This window comes from Flavobacterium sp. SOK18b (assembly GCF_014156605.1).
GTDB classification, from domain to species: domain Bacteria; phylum Bacteroidota; class Bacteroidia; order Flavobacteriales; family Flavobacteriaceae; genus Flavobacterium; species Flavobacterium tiangeerense.
The window spans coordinates 26,337-45,966 of record NZ_QKNZ01000045.1 but is presented as its reverse complement, the minus strand read 5'-3'; the positions used below and the strand labels follow the sequence as shown (position 1 = coordinate 45,966).

General features: G+C 35.0%; 19 protein-coding genes. 7 read left to right on the top strand and 12 right to left on the bottom strand.

Annotated features, from left to right (window positions below; all coding sequences use genetic code 11):
• The 9 genes from ileS to gdhA all read right to left on the bottom strand — a co-directional run bounded on the left by ileS (nt 1) and on the right by gdhA (nt 11,713).
• Entirely contained in the window at nt 1-3,420 is a 3,420-nt protein-coding gene (gene ileS, locus DNC80_RS08655; RefSeq protein ID WP_182650862.1) for an isoleucine--tRNA ligase, read from the bottom strand.
• A 129-nt stretch (nt 3,421-3,549) separates the two neighbouring features.
• Entirely contained in the window at nt 3,550-3,750 is a 201-nt protein-coding gene (locus DNC80_RS08650; RefSeq protein ID WP_086453960.1) for a helix-turn-helix transcriptional regulator, read from the bottom strand.
• 408 nt (nt 3,751-4,158) lie between these two features.
• The gene (locus DNC80_RS08645) at nt 4,159-4,692 is read right to left on the bottom strand and encodes a MepB family protein (RefSeq protein ID WP_182650860.1); all 534 of its coding nucleotides are present in this window, start codon (nt 4,690-4,692) and stop codon (nt 4,159-4,161) included.
• 191 nt (nt 4,693-4,883) lie between these two features.
• Nucleotides 4,884-5,387 carry a hypothetical protein gene (locus tag DNC80_RS08640; RefSeq protein ID WP_182650858.1) on the bottom strand — a complete coding sequence of 168 codons (504 nt, stop codon included), beginning with the start codon at nt 5,385-5,387 and terminating at the stop codon, nt 4,884-4,886.
• An 82-nt stretch (nt 5,388-5,469) separates the two neighbouring features.
• Nucleotides 5,470-6,057 carry a YfiT family bacillithiol transferase gene (locus tag DNC80_RS08635; RefSeq protein WP_370628728.1) on the bottom strand — a complete coding sequence of 196 codons (588 nt, stop codon included), beginning with the start codon at nt 6,055-6,057 and terminating at the stop codon, nt 5,470-5,472.
• 63 nt (nt 6,058-6,120) lie between these two features.
• Entirely contained in the window at nt 6,121-6,903 is a 783-nt protein-coding gene (locus DNC80_RS08630) for a hypothetical protein (RefSeq protein ID WP_182650856.1), read from the bottom strand.
• Nucleotides 6,904-7,195: 292 nt separating this feature from the next.
• Nucleotides 7,196-7,909, bottom strand: a complete 714-nt coding sequence (gene recO / locus DNC80_RS08625; protein WP_182650854.1) for a DNA repair protein RecO — start codon at nt 7,907-7,909, stop codon at nt 7,196-7,198.
• Between the two features lie 54 nt (nt 7,910-7,963).
• Complete coding sequence (locus DNC80_RS08620) at nt 7,964-10,252, bottom strand: T9SS type A sorting domain-containing protein (protein WP_182650852.1); 2,289 nt, start codon at nt 10,250-10,252, stop codon at nt 7,964-7,966.
• A 117-nt stretch (nt 10,253-10,369) separates the two neighbouring features.
• Nucleotides 10,370-11,713, bottom strand: a complete 1,344-nt coding sequence (gene gdhA, locus DNC80_RS08615; protein ID WP_182650851.1) for an NADP-specific glutamate dehydrogenase — start codon at nt 11,711-11,713, stop codon at nt 10,370-10,372.
• Between the two features lie 277 nt (nt 11,714-11,990).
• On the opposite strand from gdhA, the gene DNC80_RS08610 reads away from it, so the two are divergent.
• Nucleotides 11,991-12,794 (top strand): glutamate dehydrogenase, encoded by an 804-nt coding sequence (locus tag DNC80_RS08610; protein WP_182650849.1) that lies wholly within the window; start codon nt 11,991-11,993, stop codon nt 12,792-12,794.
• Between the two features lie 67 nt (nt 12,795-12,861).
• Here the strand turns inward: DNC80_RS08610 and DNC80_RS08605 are convergent, their stop codons facing one another.
• Nucleotides 12,862-14,007 (bottom strand): cystathionine gamma-synthase, encoded by a 1,146-nt coding sequence (locus DNC80_RS08605; protein WP_144890282.1) that lies wholly within the window; start codon nt 14,005-14,007, stop codon nt 12,862-12,864.
• A gap of 101 nt (nt 14,008-14,108) precedes the next feature.
• Here DNC80_RS08605 and DNC80_RS08600 point away from each other — a divergent pair, with 101 nt between their 5' ends.
• Complete coding sequence (locus DNC80_RS08600) at nt 14,109-14,852, top strand: DUF3298 and DUF4163 domain-containing protein (protein ID WP_182650847.1); 744 nt, start codon at nt 14,109-14,111, stop codon at nt 14,850-14,852.
• Nucleotides 14,853-15,045: 193 nt separating this feature from the next.
• On the opposite strand, the gene DNC80_RS08595 is transcribed toward DNC80_RS08600, so the two are convergent.
• Nucleotides 15,046-15,504 (bottom strand): DinB family protein, encoded by a 459-nt coding sequence (locus tag DNC80_RS08595; protein ID WP_182650845.1) that lies wholly within the window; start codon nt 15,502-15,504, stop codon nt 15,046-15,048.
• A gap of 39 nt (nt 15,505-15,543) precedes the next feature.
• The gene (locus tag DNC80_RS08590) at nt 15,544-15,999 is read right to left on the bottom strand and encodes a DinB family protein (RefSeq protein WP_182650881.1); all 456 of its coding nucleotides are present in this window, start codon (nt 15,997-15,999) and stop codon (nt 15,544-15,546) included.
• Between the two features lie 76 nt (nt 16,000-16,075).
• Here DNC80_RS08590 and DNC80_RS08585 point away from each other — a divergent pair, with 76 nt between their 5' ends.
• The 5 genes from DNC80_RS08585 to nadD all read left to right on the top strand — a co-directional run bounded on the left by DNC80_RS08585 (nt 16,076) and on the right by nadD (nt 19,627).
• Entirely contained in the window at nt 16,076-16,432 is a 357-nt protein-coding gene (locus DNC80_RS08585; RefSeq protein WP_158730335.1) for an arsenate reductase family protein, read from the top strand.
• Entirely contained in the window at nt 16,425-17,306 is an 882-nt protein-coding gene (locus DNC80_RS08580; RefSeq protein WP_182650843.1) for a DMT family transporter, read from the top strand. The genes DNC80_RS08585 and DNC80_RS08580 overlap by 8 nt, the downstream gene beginning before the upstream one ends.
• A 159-nt stretch (nt 17,307-17,465) precedes the next feature.
• Nucleotides 17,466-18,326 carry a YicC/YloC family endoribonuclease gene (locus DNC80_RS08575; protein WP_182650841.1) on the top strand — a complete coding sequence of 287 codons (861 nt, stop codon included), beginning with the start codon at nt 17,466-17,468 and terminating at the stop codon, nt 18,324-18,326.
• A gap of 65 nt (nt 18,327-18,391) precedes the next feature.
• Nucleotides 18,392-18,964: a guanylate kinase gene (gmk, locus tag DNC80_RS08570; protein WP_086453268.1), complete on the top strand. Its 573-nt coding sequence runs from the start codon at nt 18,392-18,394 to the stop codon at nt 18,962-18,964.
• Nucleotides 18,965-19,045: 81 nt separating this feature from the next.
• Nucleotides 19,046-19,627 (top strand): nicotinate (nicotinamide) nucleotide adenylyltransferase, encoded by a 582-nt coding sequence (gene nadD, locus DNC80_RS08565; RefSeq protein ID WP_182650839.1) that lies wholly within the window; start codon nt 19,046-19,048, stop codon nt 19,625-19,627.
• The last annotated feature ends 3 nt before the right edge of the window (nt 19,628-19,630 follow it).

Sequence of the window (19,630 nt, the reverse complement as noted above, 5' to 3'; positions counted from 1 at the left end):
TTATTTTGAAATTAATATCATTGTTTTTATCTCGTCAAATTCTATTTCTGTACCTTCTTTTAAATCATCTACAAAAACTAAATCGTGTGTTAATGTTTCTGATTTTATGTATGCTTCATTTTTCAAGATAGCCTCTTCTAAAATTCCATTTCGCTTTAATTGCACTTTAATCGTATCCGTTACTTCAAATCCTGAATCTTTACGGATGTTTTGAATTCTGTTTACTAATTCTCTTGCAATCCCCTCTTGTCTTAATTCGTCTGATATTGTAATGTCAAGTGCAACAGTAATTCCATTTGAATTTGCTACTAACCAGCCCTCAATATCTTGTGAAGTAATCTCCACATCTTCTAAGGTTAAAGTTACGGAATTTCCTGCAATTACAATATCCAAGCTTCCTTCTTTATCTAACTGGGCAATTTGCTCTTTAGAAAAACCCTGTATCTCTTTGGAAATCAATCCCATATCTTTACCAAAACGAGGTCCAAGTGCCTTAAAATTTGGTTTAATTTGCTTCACCAAAACTCCTGAGGCATCATCAAGAAGTACAATTTCTTTCACGTTTACCTCTGCTTTTATTAGGTCAGATACGGCCTCAATTTCAGCTCTTTGATTATCGTCAAGTACTGGAATCATTACCTTTTGCAAAGGTTGACGCACCTTAATCATTTCCTTTTTACGTAGTGATAAAACTAAGGATGAAATGGTTTGTGCCTTCTGCATTTTACTCTCTAACGACTTATTAACAAAGTTTTCAACGTATTTTGGAAACTCCGCCAAATGTACACTCTCGAACGTTTCAGATTGTGTTGCCTGCGTTAAATCTCTGTAAAGTTTATCCATGAAAAATGGAGCAATAGCCGCACCTAATTTACTTACCGTTAACAAACAAGTGTATAATGTTTGGTAAGCAGCAATTTTATCTTGCGCGTACTCGCCTTTCCAGAAACGTCTTCTGCACAAACGAACGTACCAGTTACTCAAGTTTTCCTGAACAAATTCAGATATGGCTCTTGCTGCTTTAGTAGGCTCATAATCTGCATAAAAGCCATCCACTTCCTTAATTAAAGTATTCAGTTCCGATATAATCCATTGATCAATTTCAGGTCTTTCTTGTACTGGAATTTCCGCTTCAGCGTATGTAAAACCATCAATATTAGCATATAAACTAAAGAATGAATAGGTATTGTATAAAGTACCAAAGAATTTTCTTCGCACCTCAGCAATTCCTTCCAAGTCAAACTTCAAGTTATCCCAAGGATTAGCATTTGAGATCATGTACCAGCGCGTAGCATCTGGTCCGTACTCTTTTAAAGTTTCAAAAGGGTCTGCAGCATTGCCCAAACGTTTGGACATTTTTTGTCCGTTTTTGTCTAAAACCAATCCGTTTGAAACTACATTTTTATAGGCCACTTTATCAAAAACTAAAGTACCAATAGCGTGCAAAGTATAAAACCATCCACGGGTTTGATCCACACCTTCAGCAATAAAATCAGCTGGGAAATCTTGGTTTTGATCTATTTTTTCTTTGTTTTCAAAAGGATAATGCCATTGTGCATACGGCATAGAACCTGAATCGAACCAAACATCAATTAAGTCGGTTTCGCGTGTCATTGGTTTACCCGATGCCGAAACCAACGTAATTTCATCGACTACATTTTTATGTAAATCAATCAAATCATAGTTTTCCTCGCTCATGTTTCCAATTTCAAAACCTTTAAAAGGATTTTCTTTTTGAAAACCAGCAGCGATTGATTTTTCTATTTCGTTGTACAATTCTTCAACAGAACCGATTAAAACTTCCTCTAGTTTATCCTCAGTTCTCCAAATTGGTAATGGGATTCCCCAATATCTAGAACGGGATAAATTCCAGTCGTTAGCGTTTTTCAACCAGTTCCCAAAACGACCTTCTCCAGTTGCTTTTGGCTTCCAGTTGATGGTTTCGTTTAGGTCAAACATTCTGTCTTTAACCTCTGATATTTTGATAAACCAAGAATCCAAAGGATAGTACAAAATAGGCTTGTCGGTTCTCCAGCAATGTGGGTAACTGTGCACGTATTTCTCTACTTTGAACGCTTTGTTTTCTTCTTTTAATTGAATCGCAATTTCTACATCAACGGAACGCTCTGGAGCTTCACCTTCGTTGTAATATTCGTTTTTTACATACTTGCCTGAGTAACCACCAAGTCCTTGTACAAAACGTCCTTGCAAGTCTACTAATGGAACCGGAATTCCGTTTTCATCAAGCACTAATAATGGTGGCACTTCTGGTGTAGCTTCTTTGGCTACTTTAGCATCATCAGCACCAAAAGTTGGCGAAGTATGAACAATTCCAGTACCATCTTCGGTAGTAACAAAATCTCCTAAAATCACTCTAAAAGCGTTTTCAGCATTTTGATACGGCAATACCAATGGCATTAATTGTTCGTATTGAATGTTGACTAAATCAGCTCCTTTACACGTTGCAGTTATAAAGAATGGGATTTTTTTATCGTCTTCTTTGTAATTCAGTAATTCGCTTTCCTCTTGTACTTCTGTATATTTTCCAGCAAATTGTTTGTTTACCAATGCCTTTGCTAAAATTACATTGACAGGTTTAAACGTATATTGATTGTAGGTGCTTACTACAACATAGTCAATTTTAGGACCAACGGTAAGCGCGGTGTTACTTGGTAAAGTCCACGGTGTAGTGGTCCAAGCTAGGAAAAAAGTATCTTCAAAAAGATGCCCTATTTCAAAAATGCGTTGCAAGTCTGACAGGCTTTCTTCAAGAACTTTAAATTGTGCCACAACTGTAGTATCCGTTACATCACGGTAACTTCCTGGCTGATTGACCTCGTGTGAGGACAATCCTGTTCCTGCTTTTGGAGAATACGGCTGAATAGTATAGCCTTTGTACATCAAATCCTTGTTGTAGATTTGTTTTAAAATCCACCAAACGGTTTCCATGTATTTTGGTTTGTAGGTCACATACGGATCTTCCATATCTACCCAGTACCCCATTTTTTCGGTCAAATCATTCCATACATCCGTATAGCGCATAACAGTTCTTTTACACGCTTCGTTGTATTCTTCGATAGAAATGGTTTTTCCAATATCTTCTTTGGTAATTCCTAGTTCTTTCTCGGTACCTAATTCTACAGGTAAACCGTGCGTATCCCAACCGGCTTTACGCTTTACTTGGAACCCTTTTTGAGTTTTATAACGGCAAAAAATATCTTTAATAGCACGCGCCATCACGTGGTGAATTCCTGGTAATCCATTTGCTGAAGGCGGACCTTCAAAAAATACGAACGGTTGATTGCCTTCGCGAGTGGTTACACTCTTTTCAAATATAGTTTCTTTCTTCCAAAAAGCAAGTACTTCTGACGCCACTGTTGGCAAGTCAAGTCCTTTGTATTCAGTAAATTTTGTGCTCATTTTATCCTTTTCTTTAATCGAAATGCGAAAGTAGTAAATTAAAGTTGAAAGTTGAAAGTCGTAGGTCGAAAGTTACGCTTTAAGCCAAAATCGATTTACTAGCATTTTGTCAAAGAGATAAAAACACTTTTATTCATCTCCTTCTAATTCAAAAAAATCATTGACTGGTTTGCCAAACAATTTTGATAATTTCAGCGCTAAAACGGTTGAAGGCACAAACCGATTGGTCTCGATAGAATTGATAGTTTGCCTAGAAACGCCTATTCTTTCTGCTAATTCTTCTTGCGTAATATTCAGAATGGCTCGCTCTATTTTTAGTCTATTCTTCACTACAGCCCTTTTTTAAATTGTTACAATTCAACAATATGACAACGAAGAAAATTTCTAGAAAAGTGTTATTTTCTTGTGTTATTTATCAAGTTACGATATTCTAAAAATAACAGCATGACAAGAATTATGTATCCTACTGCTTTAATCCACTTGCTAATATTGTAATCCGTAAATAATTGTAACGAAAAAATAGTTATAGAGATCAAAATTAAAATTAGTTTCAGATACTTCATTTTTTTGTTTTTATATAGTTTAACACCTTCATTTTTATCATTTATTTTATGTCGCCTTACTGTTTCGTTTGTAGTACCATAAAATTTAGCGGTTATGTCTAGATTTACATAAAGAACAACAAACTATAATAAAAGTCAAATCTATTCGCATTTTGCAAAAGAGATAGAAACGCTTTTATTCATCTCCTTCTAATTCTAATTTTAGTAACTTTTTTAGCTTGTTTAAGTCAATTTCGTTACTGTTTCCAATTTCTACGAAATATTTTGTTTGCCACTTTTGAGTTTTTTGCGCTTGTTTATTTTCTGTTACGCTCCAATTTGGATAAACTCTAATTCCAAGTTTTCCTTTCCCTTTGGGGCTTGTCAAAATTCTATTTTCGCTCAAAACTGTTTTGTTGAAAATAAAAACTCCAAACCTTTCTGCTTGTCGCGTAGCAATGAAGTAAAATTCGAAATAATCGTCAACATTATGCGGTTCTGTTATACCCTTTTCATTTCGTTTCCAAATTGATACAAATTGCCCCGTTTTGGTTGGTGTAATTTTCGCCATTCTGAATTTCACTTTTTGTTTATTAAGTTCAAAATTATGAGCGAAATACTCTTGACTTTCTTTTTCAATTTCTAGGTTTTCAAGTTGGATTCCGCAAACTTTAAATATGGAATTATTTAAAAGTTGTATTTCAGAAAATATGTTACTGGAATTTGTCAATTTTGGTACTATTAATTTTCTATTAAGTTTTATTTTTCTTCGTAAAGAGGCAATGACAGTAATTTTCCTGGCACTGCAGCTGGCTGCAAATCATTGCTAATGGGCAAAGTAATCTCAACTGCACTCGATTGTACAAAGTAGCTAATTTTTGCGGGCACGGATTACAAATCCGCGCTAGCGGATCGATGCCTTTAAGCCTTTATTAATGGATAAATTGTCTTTAACTTTTTTATGTTTAGCTCTTTAAAATTTACTTCTAATACTTTATCAATTTTTGTAGAGAAAAAAGAACTTATAAAAATAACTTTTTTCTCTGTCGTTATGATTTCGGCATAGTAATAATCTTCAAATGGAAAGCTTCTAGTTGCACTATCTACGAACCTGTTAGGAGTCATAAAAAATGTTATTTCTTTTATGTTAGTTGTTGGTATAAACTCCTCTTCATTTTTAACAATCTTTGTTATTCCGGTTTCATCAATTTTATAAATAATTCCTTTGCTCTTGATATAATGGTTCAAATGGATAATAGCTATGGGAATAAAAAATAAAATTAAATATGGTAATGAGAATATTAATATCTCTCTTTTTTCGAGTGGTATTTCGGCATATATTAATAAACCAATATATAAAAAAGTTACTACTAGTAATGAAGACAATAACTTCAATTGATTCCAAAATGTTATCTTTAGGATCATATTTCTTCTTAGATTATTTCTTCTATTTCCTGAAAGTTTTTAGCGGTTTGGTTTTTTTTCTATCCAATCCTTTTTATAACAGTTACCAGTTGTTTCGTGTCTTTGTTTCAGTTATATGAGCAAGATGATGGTTGCAATGCCACGCATAAACCCCAATATTCTCGTCTATCCTGAACTCTTTTCCGTGTTCGGGATGAATAAATATTTTTGAATAGTCGCTTTCTGCTAAATTGTTTAATAAAACGGTCCATCTTTCGTGAATACCTTCAATCATTTTTAATGACGGTTCTATTTGCATCTTTTTGCTATCAAACAGTTCTGCCCAACGATCTTCATAATATGGTTTTATTGTTGGTTTATCCTCTGTCAATGCAAGTTTTAAACGAATTAAACTGTTCATATGACTGTCAGCACAGTGATGAATTACTTGCCTAATTGTCCAGCCATCAGGTCTGTAGGGAGTGTCAAGTTGCTCGTCAGTTAAATTTATGACTTCACTTGATAGTCTCTCTGGAAAGGTGGAAATATCAGAAATCCATTTTTTTAAAATGTCATTCGTTATTAATGTTGGTTTGATAAACTTACCTGTAGGGTATTTTAATAGCTCAATATTCATAAAGTTAATTTGTGTCTTTTTTTTAGTCTGAACGCCAAAGTTGCTGCGCTTCACGCGGTTTGGGTCTATATTATGCCCATTGTCCAAATTGATTGTAGTAAGTTTTGTAAGCAGTACTTATAATAAATTATTATAATCAATTTTTGCAAACTTTTCGGTTTCTGTTTTCAATTTCGACCAATCAAACTCATACAATTCTTCTTCTTTCCAATCGTCAGGCCAGTCAACTATTAAATTTCCAAATCCAAAACCTCCACCAAAATAGCAATCTGTATTTGCTCCTATACTTTTACTGCCTGGTTTAAAATCTTCAGTCCTAAATTGCGAAGAAAGAATAACGCATAACCCCGAATATGCATCCATTAAATTAGCAAAATTAGCTAACTCAAAATTATGGACTCTATCATGCTTGGATTGATTATATGCTTGATACCAAGATAATGGAAGATTATTTTTCCACGCTTCAAATGGTTTTCTTTCATTTAATTTACCTTTCCAAAAAGGTAATTGTATGGAATAATCATCCAAATGGTGTGTTTTATTTACAATTTTAAAATCATTAATATTCCAATTCTTTTCAGAACGTGATTTTCCATCTTTATCTTTTGGATCAAAGCTATTTTCCCTTAGAATAGCTTTGAAATTAGCTTCAACTTCAATGCAAATACGAATTAGAAGTTCATGAATTCGAAACGAATAAGTAGCAGTATTTACGTCAGAAGGTTCAACGTATTCAAATAGTTTAGTCACATCTTCTTGAATTATTGAAAAAGCTCTTGTATAGTATTCTGGGTTTGTTGAATAACTGCGGTCAACAATATATGCCCACTCACTATATCCTGAATTATGACCATCAATTACTGGTCGATAGTTTCTGTGAAAAGGTTTGTCAAAACTCATAGTTTAATTTTTAGCACTTTAATCATAGTATTACTGACAACTCATAAATACACACAACTCTATTACGCATCTACACCCAAAAAAAGTTGCTTTAACTTGCAAACGGCATTATTTATTTTCGCTAATATACAAACAAATAGTACAAAATGAGCTACAAGGTTTTTGTTTTTGTATCATTTATCATGTGTTTTGCGTGAAGGATGGAAGCGGCATCCTTTTATGGAGTTTACGGAATAAAAGATATAGCGTACAGCCTGACCCGGAGTTTTTACGCAGGGGCACGCCCAAGATTTTAAGAGAAAACCTCTTTTAAAACATCAAGTGATTTTGGTTTTTTAAAGCCGTCTAAATGGAAACTGTAGTAATCAATCAGTATTTTTAAAAGGATTTGGCGTTCTATGACATGAAAGATTTTTTGATTGTTATCAAATTTTAAATCAATCAGTTTTTTAAACAAATTACTTTCGTGCTCCGTAAGAGAACTGATGGCGTGAAAGGGTGTAAAAATACCTTCGTTCATTTCAAAAAAAGCCATGTCCATATCCGAAGTATCAGGATAAAAACCGAGATATTTGGTGGTTTCTAATAGTAGTATTAAATGGAAATTAGCTATTTCATCGTGGTTGTCTAACCAATGTAATGCCGTTTCTAGAAATGTAAAAAGGGGTTCGTTTTCTTCCTCTTCGTGAATGGAATGGTGCAGCATTTCTGAAATGAACATCACCATGGTGCTCTTATAAATATCGGAATGGATGGAATGAAAAGCAGAGCTGATTTTTATCTCCTTAAAATTCTCTAAAGTACCTTTGTTTTTATGAACGGCTTCTATTTCAAGAATGGTCAAAGGCTGAAAATAAGCTTTTTTTTGACTTGCTTTCCGACTCGAAAAAGCATCCCGAACAAAATATGATTTTAAACCGTGCGATAGGGTAAAACATTTTACGATCAAGCTTTTCTCCTGAAATTTTAGTGATGAAAGAACAATAGCTTTGGTTTTGACTTGCACAATTTTAATTTAAAGATTGAAAAATATAAAGATTGAAAAATTCATCTCTCTAAATTATCTAATTATCATTACTTTTTTAATGGTAGTTTCAACACCATCTTGTGCCGAAATAAAAATCATGTACACTCCAGATGCGACCTTGTATTTCCCAAAAGCGGTTGTGTCCCATTCTATTGTTCCACCTTCGGAGGTAGTTTCATATACTAAGTTTCCGCCCACATCGGTAATCTTAACATTTGCTTTGTCTAATAATCCTGCAATTTTTACAGTTCCTTGAAAATCTGGTCGAACAGGATTAGGATATACATAAGCCTTACTCAAATCTTCATTTGCCTTGGTAGCAACTCCTTTGAATGATATCATGCCCTTACTGGTGGCAATAAATACTTCGCCAGTTATCCCATTAATATCAATGTCATTAATAGTATTGCTGGGTAGCGGAGAATTGCTAGTTGTAAAATGGTATTTGGTTTCCTGACCGTTTGGTGATACAAGAAAAAGTCCCGCATCAGCGGTTCCTATCCACTTATTATTAGCGCCATCTACAACAATGGATGTGATAAATTGCTCAAACAACAATTCTTGAGGCAGATTGTCATCAATGATAATAACAGGATTTGCTTTTAAGGGCGTATCTGAGAGGAAATTATTCACGCTATTTAAAACCCTCAACCCTTTTGATGTTCCTATCCAGAGTTGGTTTCTAGTATCTATAGCTACAGTTCTTACGTTTGAAATGGGTAAATTTCCAGTATCGGCACCCACAGTCATTTTTTTAAAAGTGGTTCCGTTTTCATTGAATCCTACCACACCGTCTTCACTTGTAGCCAGCCATTTTGTACCGTTTTTATCTATTACAATGGCGCCATAATTATTCTCTTCGGGCACATCTAGAATTTTATCCATGGCATAGCTTTGCCATTGCCCATTGGTACGCAAAACTTTAAGCCCGTTATTAATTCTACTATTGGTCACCCATAAATTCCCCGACTTATCAAATGCGGTTGCATTGATTCTTATATCAACATTATTAGGTCCTCCAAAAGTAAGCGACTCTAATCCGCTGTTGGTTTGATTGAATAAAATGATTGGAACATCATTCTCAATTTTGAGAAGCCCTGAAAAAAAAGAACTCGCATACACTTGATTTTCGTTTATTGGATTCACAATCACTTTACCTATAGTTTGCGCTCCTAATACCGATTCATAAGGAATATTAAGCCAGCCTTCTTTATTATATTTGCTAATGCCATAGCTATCTAACGGAAATGGATTATAATCCCCTGCAAATTCTCCGTACACTGCCCAAAGCACAGATGGCGTGAGATCTAAAGCGAAAATATTATTTCTTAATGGTCCCGAGGGTGTACTGTTTTCAAATACGGATGATCCATTAAGAGCGGTTGTAAATAATCCGTTTTCTAGTGTACCAATATAAACCGTATCACCAATTACGGTAGCGCACGTAAAAGTGATGTTGGCCTCAGGAATCTGATTGGCGTTTAGTTCCCGAAGCAAAATCATTTGACTGTTATACAAATATAGTGTGCTTGGAGTACTTACAACCATAATACCTGCTCCAACTCTCATATCTATTGCTGGATTTGGCAATTGTGAAAATAATACAAAAGTATTTGTAACTGAATTATACTTTTGGATTGCTCCTGTAGCATTGACAGCATACAATTCTTGATTAAGAGTTGTAACTCCTATCCAAGAGGCTGATGCTAGCGTTTCCCACTGATTATAATCAATTAAATTAGGGTTTGTTGCTAAGGCTCTTCTTATCCCACTGGAAGTAGCAGCATAAAAATATCCATTAAAAAATGCCATTTGATGTACCTGCATTTCCGTCCCGCCGTCGCCAATGAAATACGTATCTCCAAATTGCATGGCCGATAAGTTAAACTGTACAATCCCAAAATCACAAGAGACGTAAAGTGTTCCTTGGTGTTCTAAGAAATGGTTGATTTTTTTTATAGTAGGAGACAGTTTTTTATTGATAATATCTACTATTCTCAATATACTCCCGTCCTGCTCATTAATCACTATGATAAGTCCGTTTTCATAACCCACTACAGTCTTGTTGAGCGCTGTGCTATGATATAACGTTGAAATAGTTTCTCCCGAGAGGCCATCAACCGTAGTAGTTGTTTTTATAATATTTGTAAGTGAACTTTTAGAGAATAAAGCGTTTTCTGAAGCTGCAAAAACAGCATTTGAGGCTTGTGAAAGGTCTTTGATTTCAGAATACGAAAAATACCCTTGCCAGGATAAGTCACTTTGGGCAAAACCCAAAAACATCCCTGTAAAAAGTAAAATAAGCGAAAAAAACTTTTTCATCTTTTGTATCACTATTGATTTACAAATATAAACAAACGAAAGTTAAGGCTATTTGTTACATAAAAAAACCTTCTACCGCATACACGATAGAAGGTTTATTATAATTTAAGCAGTGTATTATACCACTCCTTGTGCTAGCATTGCATCGGCAACTTTAACAAATCCAGCTATGTTTGCTCCTTTTACGTAGTTTACATATCCTTCTTCATCTGTACCATACTGCTTACACTGATTGTGAATTCCAACCATGATTTCTTTAAGTCTTGAATCAACCTCTTCACTAGTCCAGTTTAAACGGATTGAGTTTTGTGTCATTTCAAGTCCTGAAGCAGCTACTCCTCCAGCATTTGCAGCTTTTCCAGGTGCAAAAAGTACTTTAGCTTTCAAGAATTCTTTTATTGCTTCAAGAGTACATGGCATGTTTGCAGCTTCTGTTACACACATTACTCCGTTTGCAATTAATTTTTTTGCATCTTCTTCGTTCAACTCATTTTGAGTAGCACATGGGATTGCAACATCCACTTTCACTTCCCATACGCTTTTTCCTTTGTGGAATTCAGCATTTGGATATTTTTCTAAATACGCTTCAGCTCTGTTATCACCTCTTGCTCTCATTTCAAGCATAAAGTCAATTTTATCTCCTGAAATTCCTTCTTCATCATAAATATATCCATCAGGACCAGAAATAGTAACTACTTTTCCACCTAGATCATTTACTTTTAAGGCAACACCCCAAGCTACATTTCCAAATCCAGAAATAGATACTCTTTTTCCTTTGATGTTTTGTCCGATAGTGTTTAACATTTGCTCCGCAAAATATACCACACCGTAACCAGTAGCTTCTGGTCTAATCAAAGATCCACCGTATGCTAATCCTTTACCAGTTAAAACACCAGTAAACTCATTTCTGATTCTTTTATATTGACCAAATAAATACCCTATTTCTCTAGCACCTACACCTATATCACCAGCTGGTACATCCAGTTGTGGTCCTATGTGTCTGCACAATTCTGTCATAAACGATTGGCAAAAACGCATTACTTCACCGTCTGATTTTCCTTGTGGATCAAAGTCAGATCCTCCTTTTCCACCACCCATAGGTAATGTAGTCAAACTGTTTTTAAAAACTTGTTCGAATGCTAAAAACTTAAGTACTGATAAATTTACAGTATGGTGAAAACGAATTCCTCCTTTGTATGGACCAATGGCAGAGTTCATTTGAATTCTAAATCCTCTGTTTACTTGAATCCCTCCTTTATCATCAACCCAAGGAACTCTAAAAATAATAGAACGCTCTGGCTCAGTAATTCTAAGCAATAAATTTTTTCCATCGTATTTTTTTTGCTCTGCAATAAATGGAATTACAGTTTCTGCAAATTCCCTAACAGCTTGAATAAATTCAGGTTCATTTGGATTCTTGGCCTCAACTTGAGCCATAAAATCATTTATTTTTAGTAACATAGTATATAAGTAATTAATTAAGAAAACGATTTCGTTATAATATACAAATATACATCTTATAAAAATATTCGGACTCAGTTTTTAAAATTTATCAATAGAATTATCTTTTTATTATGCATTAACAAACAATTATGTTCAAGATATGTTGTTTTGAAGCTAATGTTTAACACTTTCGTAAGTAAATAAGATTTTGTCTGCTTATTTTTAATTCGTTTTTCTACTTCTTAATACTCGATGTTTTTATATATTTGTGAAGATTTGAAAACACTAGCTCCTAATGGCCAGACACATAATACCACTTTTAGTACTGATATTTGGATTTTCTAACAATTCAAATGCTCAATTCGACGGTTTTTCGCACGAAGTAGGTGTTGTTGTGGGTCCAATAGCATTTCAATCGGATTATGGTGAGCGATATGATTTTTCAACAAATGCTGGTAACACAGGTATCGGTATTGGGTTAGTTCATTACCTGAACTTTACTTACGACTCTGATTTTAATTATACTTCAAGAACTTTTTTCAACCAGCACTTCAAGCTAAGGACTGAGTTGTCTTATAACAAAACAAATCTAAAGCATTTTGGTGAATATGTTGACCCGAGTAAAAATTCACTTGGAGCACAACAATTACGCGCCATGACCGGAAGTACTGCGGTGGCAAACCTTGGAATGCAACTTGAATTTTACCCTTGGAACATCCGAGATTTTACAGCTGAAACTGGCAGTTTTGCTCCTTTTGTCAGTTTAGGTGGCCAGTTTAGTGCCTACAACGCCAAAGCTGAATCTTCACTAGGACCGCTAGGAAATGCTGCAACTACATTCCCTAAATACCTAACACCATCTGAAGGGCGTCCATACGGGTTTTCATCAGAACAAGGTACCGTTTGGTCTGTTGTCTCAAGCGTTGGATCTCGATATAAATTAACCGATTCTGGTGATTTGATGGTCGATTTACGATTTCAATATTTTTTTTCCAACTGGGTTGACGGGCTTAATCCCAACCCAAAAATTTATAAAGAAAACAAAGCTAATGATTGGCTGGTTTGGTTTAATGTAGGATACATTCATTATTTAAATTAGTTAAACCACCTTACCTATAAAACAAACCCCAAAACATTATTTTCTGTTTTGGGGTTTGTTTTTTATTTTAAGCCAATGCTTGTTTCAAGTCTTCGATTAAATCATCGGCATCCTCGATACCTACGCTCAAACGAACCAAATCATCCGTAATTCCAATTTCCTTACGTTTATCTTCAGGGATAGATGCGTGTGTCATCAACGCTGGATGATTGGCTAAAGACTCTACGCCACCAAGAGATTCGGCGAGAGTAAATACCTTAACTTTTTCAAGAAAGTCAATTGCATCCTCTTTTTTACCAGATACAAATGTAAAAGATACCATTCCGCCAAAACCACTCATTTGTTTTTTGGCAATTTCATGATAGGGATGGCTTGGCAATCCAGGATAATATACTGTTTTTACTTTTGGATGATTGTTTAAAAACTCAACCACCTTAGCTCCATTTTCGCAATGTCTTTGTACGCGCAAGTGTAACGTTTTTATCCCTCTAAGTACTAAGAAGCTATCCATGGGTCCAAGTGTAGCTCCGGTAGCAAATTGTTGAAAATGCAATTGTGCTCCTAGCGCTTCATCTTTTACAATCAAAGCTCCCGCAATAACATCAGAGTGTCCGCCTAAATATTTGGTAGCAGAATGCATTACAATATCAGCTCCTAAGTCTAATGGTTTTTGCAAATATGGTGTTGCAAAGGTGTTATCAACAGCAAAAAGAATGTTGTTTTCCTTCGTGATTTTTGCAATTTCCTGAATATCGGCTAGTTTCATTAAAGGATTGGTTGGCGTTTCTACCCAAACCATCTTTGTATTTTCATTGATTAACGACTTGAATTTTTCCAAGTCATTCATATCAACAAAATGGAATTTTATTCCTGAATCTTTATAAATACGCGTAAACATGCGGTACGTTCCTCCATATAAATCATCCATAGCAATGATTTCGTCTCCTGCTTTGAAAGATCGCAACACACAATCAGTAGCCGCTAATCCTGATGAAAAAGCCAATCCACGAGTTCCGTTCTCAATACTTGCCAAAGCGTTTTCAAGAGCGCTTCTGGTAGGATTTGCAGCCCTACTGTATTCATAATCTGGATTTAATGGCTGACCTGGACTGGTTTGTACAAATGTTGATGTTTGATATACTGGCGGCATAACTGCTCCTGTACTTGGATCATGGTGTTGCCCACCGTGGATTACCTTTGTATTGAATTTCATATCGTTTGATTTTATTACCTAAATGTTTCACAAATTTACCCTTTAATTTATTTTAACCAAGCTACAAGTTGATACCTTTGTATATAATTAACAAATTACAAATGAAACCTTATTTCGTTTTTGGAGTACTATTCCTTTTTTTAACTAGTTGTACAAAGGAGCTTCACTTTACTTCTGTTTCTTTCGAAAAAAAATCGAAGATTGCTTGCAGAGAAAACTGTACTAAAATCAGTATCAAAATTCCAGTTGCACAAGACAATTTTGTGGTAGCCGATAGTATTAACCAAAAAGTATTTTCGGTTTTAAAAGAGATTGTTTATTTTGGTGAAAAGCCATATGACGCAACAAATTATAAAGATTTAACCACCGCTTTTATTGACTCCTACGAGAAATTACATCAAGATTTTCCTAGCGAAACTACTGGCTGGGAGGCTACTGTAACGGGAAAAGTAGGGTATCAATCAGAAGGGATTTTGAATTTAGAAATCAATCATTACACCGATACGGGAGGCGCTCATGGCTATCAAGGTTTGCGTTCTTTATTGTTTGACCCATCAACAGGTAAGACCATTTCAAATGAAGCTATTTTTAAGAACAAGGCTGCCTTTGTGGCTTTCGCCGAAAAGAAATTTAGAGCCAAATACAAAATCCCAAGTACAGCATCTATAAACGCTACAGGACTGATGTTTGAAGAGGATAAATTTGCGCTTCCTCAAAATATTTTTTACACAGATAAAGGATTACTGCTTTATTACAACTCCTACGAAGCAGCATCCTATGCCGATGGCCCAAAAGAATTATTGCTATCGTACGCAACAATAGAATCCTATTTGAAATTGAAGTAAAAAAAGATCAGTCTGCTTTACAAAACATCTTTATCAACAAAGCGCTATTCCCTAGCCCCGACAGTAGTGAAAATACTCTGGCCCAAAATCCTATTTTTTCTTGGTAGAAAAGAGCGACCGCAGGAAGCTCCTTTTATGCCTTAGAAAAAAAGGATTTTGGGCCAGAGATGAAACGGATGGCGGGATATGGCTCCTAAATAAACTTTCGGATCATGAGCATATTGCCTATATGTAAGCCTTCATGGAAATTACTGAAAGCCATAGCATCTTCGGCATTTTGCAGGACGTGATCACCGGTAGAAGTGGTATACTCCATGTAAGTAACAAACTTTTTCTGGTCATAATCTAGTTGGGTTTGCGCTATAGTTGCAAACAATAAGGCCTTCATTTCGTCTACTTCGGCTTGTGTAACATCAACTTCTGGGCGGGTTCCTTTTTTATACTTCTCCACCAATTCCTCTGAAACTAACATAGGTAAACCCGAAAGTTTATACACTAGCATTTGTTGGGAGACAACAATGTGCCCAATGTTCCAGATTAAATTATTGTTGAATCCTTGTGGTATGGCATTCAATTGATCCAGCGTATAGCTATCTAAGAATTTCGAAATCATTTTTCTACTGGTGGTAGCTACCTCAAATAATTGCTTCATGATTTTTTAAATTTTCTATAAAAATAATCATTTTTTGACTTATACAAACTTTCTAATACTCATAATGATGCCCATGTGTAGCGCCTCATGATAGTTATTAAAAGATAATGCATCTTCAATGTTTTTAATAGTCAGGCCTATTGAGGTGGTATACTCCTGATAGTCTTTAAAGAATTTATTATTAAAATCAGCTTCGGTTTGATTAATAGTTTCAAAAAGCAATGAGCGGATTTCTTCAACCTCAGCTTTTGCAACATCTTGAAGTGGCTTGGTTCCACCTTTGTATTTTTCGAATAATTCGTCTGATATAATCATAGGCATTCCCGAAAATTTATAAACTAACCTTTGTTGTGTAACCACAATGTGGGCGATATTCCAAATCAAATTGTTGTTAAATCCCGGAGCTATTTTATTAAGTTGTTCCAAAGTATAGTTTTCCAGAAATTGTGACAACACTTTTCTACTTGCTTTGGCAATATCAAATGTTTGATGCATTTTTTTATTTTTTCTATAAAAATAATCATTTTCAGTGTCAAATGAATTTTCTTTGCACAAAGAAATTATGATATCCATGGACAAAATATACTATCTCGCATCATGCGACACGTGCAGAAAAATTATAAAATCATTACCTAAAGAACATGATTTTAAATTTCACGATATCAAACAAGACCCCATTACGCTGGAAGAATTAGAGCAAATGCGCGAACTTGCAGGCAGTTACGAAGCACTTTTTAGTAAAAAAGCACAGCTTTACAAATCAATGGATTTGAAAAATAAATCCTTAACCGAAGACGATTACAAAAAATACATTTTGGAACATTATACGTTTTTGAGTCGTCCAGTATTTATTATCAAAGACAAAATCTACATTGGCAACAGCCAGCAAAACATGCATCAAGTAAATCTTGCTCTTGCCCATGTCTAAAAGAAATCTCGCGCTCATTGGCGCTACACTGGTCTCCATTATTTATGGTGTAACCTTTACCATTGCAAAGGATGTTATGCCGGCTTACATTGATGCGTATGGGTTTATTTTGCTGCGTGTAGGAGGTTCGGTGATTTTGTTTTGGTTGGTTTGGCTTTTTATGCCAAAGGAAAAAATTGAGATTGGTGATTTTCCTCGAATTATAGCGGCTGCTTTTTTTGGTGTGGCCTTTAATATGCTTACTTTTTTTAAAGGATTAAGCTTGACTTCGCCCATAAGTGCAGCAGTAATTATGGTGTCTACTCCCATGATTGTATTGACACTTTCGGCCATTATCATGAAAGAACGTATGCAAAAAAGAAAAGTTTTTGGAATCATCCTAGGACTTATAGGAACTGCGTTTTTAATTTTATACGGCAAGTCTATTGGCAATGCTACCAATGCTGGATTGGGGAATTTCCTCGTTTTGGTCAATGCCATTTCGTATGGATTCTATCTTATTGTAGTCAAAAAATTGATGGATAAATACAATGCCTTCACGTTTGTAAAATGGATTTATTTGTTTGGTTTTTTAATGGTTTTGCCTTTTGGCTGGAGCCAATTTCAAGCCGTTGATTGGTCTGTAGTACCCGCAGCTATTGGATGGAAAATAGGATTTGTAGTGATTTTTTCGACTTTCTTCACGTATTTATTGAATTTGCTTTCGATGAAAGAATTAAAACCAACAACCGTGGCCGTTTTTATCTATTTACAACCTTTATTTGCAACCATTTTTGCCATCAGTTTGGGTAAAGATGAGTTGAGTTTGGTAAAAATAGGTTCGGCAGTTTTGATTTTTATTGGCGTTTATTTGGTGACGATGAAAAAGAATTAGTTTACAGTGGGCAGTTGTAAAAAGGAAATTAAAAATTGAGTTTAGATTACGAATTTGGTCGCTGAAAACTGAGAATGAAGAATGAAGACCACACACTAAAAACTGAGACTGAGACTGAAAAAGTTTTTCCTTATCTTTGAGCTCTTTTTATAAAATGATATGATACAATCAATGACCGGTTTTGGTAAAGCGACTTTGCAACTACCAACCAAAAAAATAACAGTCGAAGTAAAATCCTTGAATAGTAAAGGTTTGGATTTAAATGTTCGCATGCCTTCGCTGTACCGCGAAATGGAACTGGGTTTGCGCAACCAAATTGCTTTAAAACTAGAACGAGGCAAAGTTGATTTTTCTATCTTTATGGAAAGCACTGCTGAACAAACTTCTACCAAAGTCAATGTACCGATTGTGAAAGCATACATCAGTCAATTGCGTGAAGTATACCCACAAGCTGATGAAACCGAATTGATGAAAATGGCGGTTCGCATGCCAGATACCATGAAAATAGAACGCGAAGAAATTGATGAAAACGATTGGATTCAAATCCAGACGGTTATCGAAGAAGCGTTGCAAAACATCTTGAATTTTAGAAGAGATGAAGGTATGTCACTTGAAAAAGAATTCCAATTGCGTATTGGAAATATTCGTCAATACATGACCGAGGCACTCGCGCTTGACCCTGAGCGTGTTCAAGCCATAAAAGATCGTTTGCAAACTGCTATTGCCGAATTGAAAGTCAATGTAGATGAAAATCGATTTGAACAAGAATTGATTTACTACTTAGAGAAACTAGACATCACCGAAGAAAAAGTACGTTTGACGAATCACCTCGATTATTTCTTGGAAACTATCAACGGAACCGAAGCTAACGGTAGAAAATTAGGTTTTATAACTCAAGAAATGGGACGTGAAATTAATACAATGGGTTCCAAATCAAATCACGCACAAATGCAAAAATTAGTCGTTCAGATGAAAGACGAATTGGAAAAAATTAAGGAGCAGGTATTGAATGTACTATAAAAGTCATTAGAACTTAGTCATTAGTCCATAAATACTAAGTACTACTGGCCTGATATTTTAAAATAATGAAAAAAGGAAAATTAATCGTATTCTCTGCACCCTCAGGTTCAGGAAAAACTACTATAGTTAGGCATTTATTAAAACAAGAAGACTTGAATTTAGAGTTTTCTATATCAGCAGCTACGCGCGAGGCTCGTGGCGAAGAAGTAAGTGGCAAGGATTACTATTTTATGTCGCTTAAAGATTTTAAAACACACATTAAAAACGAGGATTTCGTAGAATGGGAAGAAGTTTATAGAGACAATTTTTACGGAACTTTAAAAAGCGAAGTAGAACGCATTTGGGCACTCGGTAAAAATGTAATTTTTGATATTGATGTAGCCGGCGGATTGCGCATCAAACATAAATTTCCAGAGGAAACTCTTGCTGTTTTTGTAAAACCACCAAGCGTGGATGAACTCAAAAGACGATTGAAGGAACGCTCCACTGAAAGTGATGATAAAATCAATATGCGTATCGCTAAGGCATCAGTAGAACTTGCAACTGCGCCACAATTTGATGTGATTATTAAAAACTATGATTTGCCTGTTGCACTTGAAGAAGCATATCAATTGGTGAAGGATTTTGTTGAGGATTAAAAGATTTAAAAATTAAAGAATTGAAAAATTCAAAAATTATTTCTAATCTTTAAATCATTAAATTTTTAAATCTTTAAATTAATGAAAATCGGACTTTATTTCGGAACGTTTAATCCCATTCATGTTGGGCATCTTATCATTGCCAATCACATGGCAGAGCATTCTGATTTAGATCAAATTTGGATGGTCGTTACCCCACATAATCCTTTAAAGAAAAAAAGTACGTTACTCGATGATTACCATCGTTTGCAAATGGTCCATCTAGCCACAGAAGATTTTCCTAAAATCAAGCCTTCGGATATAGAATTTAAACTACCACAACCTAATTATACGGTAAATACTCTTGTCCACTTAGAGGAAAAATATCCTAACTACGAATTCTCCTTAATCATGGGAGAAGACAATTTGAAGTCGTTACATAAATGGAAAAACTACGAAGTAATCCTTGAGCGTCATGACATTTATGTGTATCCACGAATCTCATCCGAAGAGGAAAATTTGGAGTTTAAAAACCACCCAAAAATTCACCTTATTGATGCGCCTGTTGTAGAGATTTCAGCAACTTTTATCCGTGACAACATCAAAAAAGGAAAAAACATTCAACCGCTGTTGCCTGCAAAAGTTTGGGAGTACATTGATCATAATAATTTTTATAAGAAATAAAAT

Excerpts from the sequence above, each read along its gene's own strand:
- ileS (WP_182650862.1), bottom strand. The coding sequence starts at position 3,420 with ATGAGCACAAAATTTACTGAATACAAAGGACTTGACTTGCCAACAGTG.
- DNC80_RS08640 (WP_182650858.1), bottom strand. The coding sequence starts at position 5,387 with ATGATCCTAAAGATAACATTTTGGAATCAATTGAAGTTATTGTCTTCA.
- DNC80_RS08630 (WP_182650856.1), bottom strand. The coding sequence starts at position 6,903 with ATGAGTTTTGACAAACCTTTTCACAGAAACTATCGACCAGTAATTGAT.
- DNC80_RS08620 (WP_182650852.1), bottom strand. The coding sequence starts at position 10,252 with ATGAAAAAGTTTTTTTCGCTTATTTTACTTTTTACAGGGATGTTTTTG.
- gdhA (WP_182650851.1), bottom strand. The coding sequence starts at position 11,713 with ATGTTACTAAAAATAAATGATTTTATGGCTCAAGTTGAGGCCAAGAAT.
- DNC80_RS08610 (WP_182650849.1), top strand. The coding sequence starts at position 11,991 with ATGGCCAGACACATAATACCACTTTTAGTACTGATATTTGGATTTTCT.
- DNC80_RS08605 (WP_144890282.1), bottom strand. The coding sequence starts at position 14,007 with ATGAAATTCAATACAAAGGTAATCCACGGTGGGCAACACCATGATCCA.
- DNC80_RS08600 (WP_182650847.1), top strand. The coding sequence starts at position 14,109 with ATGAAACCTTATTTCGTTTTTGGAGTACTATTCCTTTTTTTAACTAGT.
- DNC80_RS08595 (WP_182650845.1), bottom strand. The coding sequence starts at position 15,504 with ATGAAGCAATTATTTGAGGTAGCTACCACCAGTAGAAAAATGATTTCG.
- DNC80_RS08590 (WP_182650881.1), bottom strand. The coding sequence starts at position 15,999 with ATGCATCAAACATTTGATATTGCCAAAGCAAGTAGAAAAGTGTTGTCA.
- DNC80_RS08585 (WP_158730335.1), top strand. The coding sequence starts at position 16,076 with ATGGACAAAATATACTATCTCGCATCATGCGACACGTGCAGAAAAATT.
- DNC80_RS08580 (WP_182650843.1), top strand. The coding sequence starts at position 16,425 with ATGTCTAAAAGAAATCTCGCGCTCATTGGCGCTACACTGGTCTCCATT.
- DNC80_RS08575 (WP_182650841.1), top strand. The coding sequence starts at position 17,466 with ATGATACAATCAATGACCGGTTTTGGTAAAGCGACTTTGCAACTACCA.
- gmk (WP_086453268.1), top strand. The coding sequence starts at position 18,392 with ATGAAAAAAGGAAAATTAATCGTATTCTCTGCACCCTCAGGTTCAGGA.
- nadD (WP_182650839.1), top strand. The coding sequence starts at position 19,046 with ATGAAAATCGGACTTTATTTCGGAACGTTTAATCCCATTCATGTTGGG.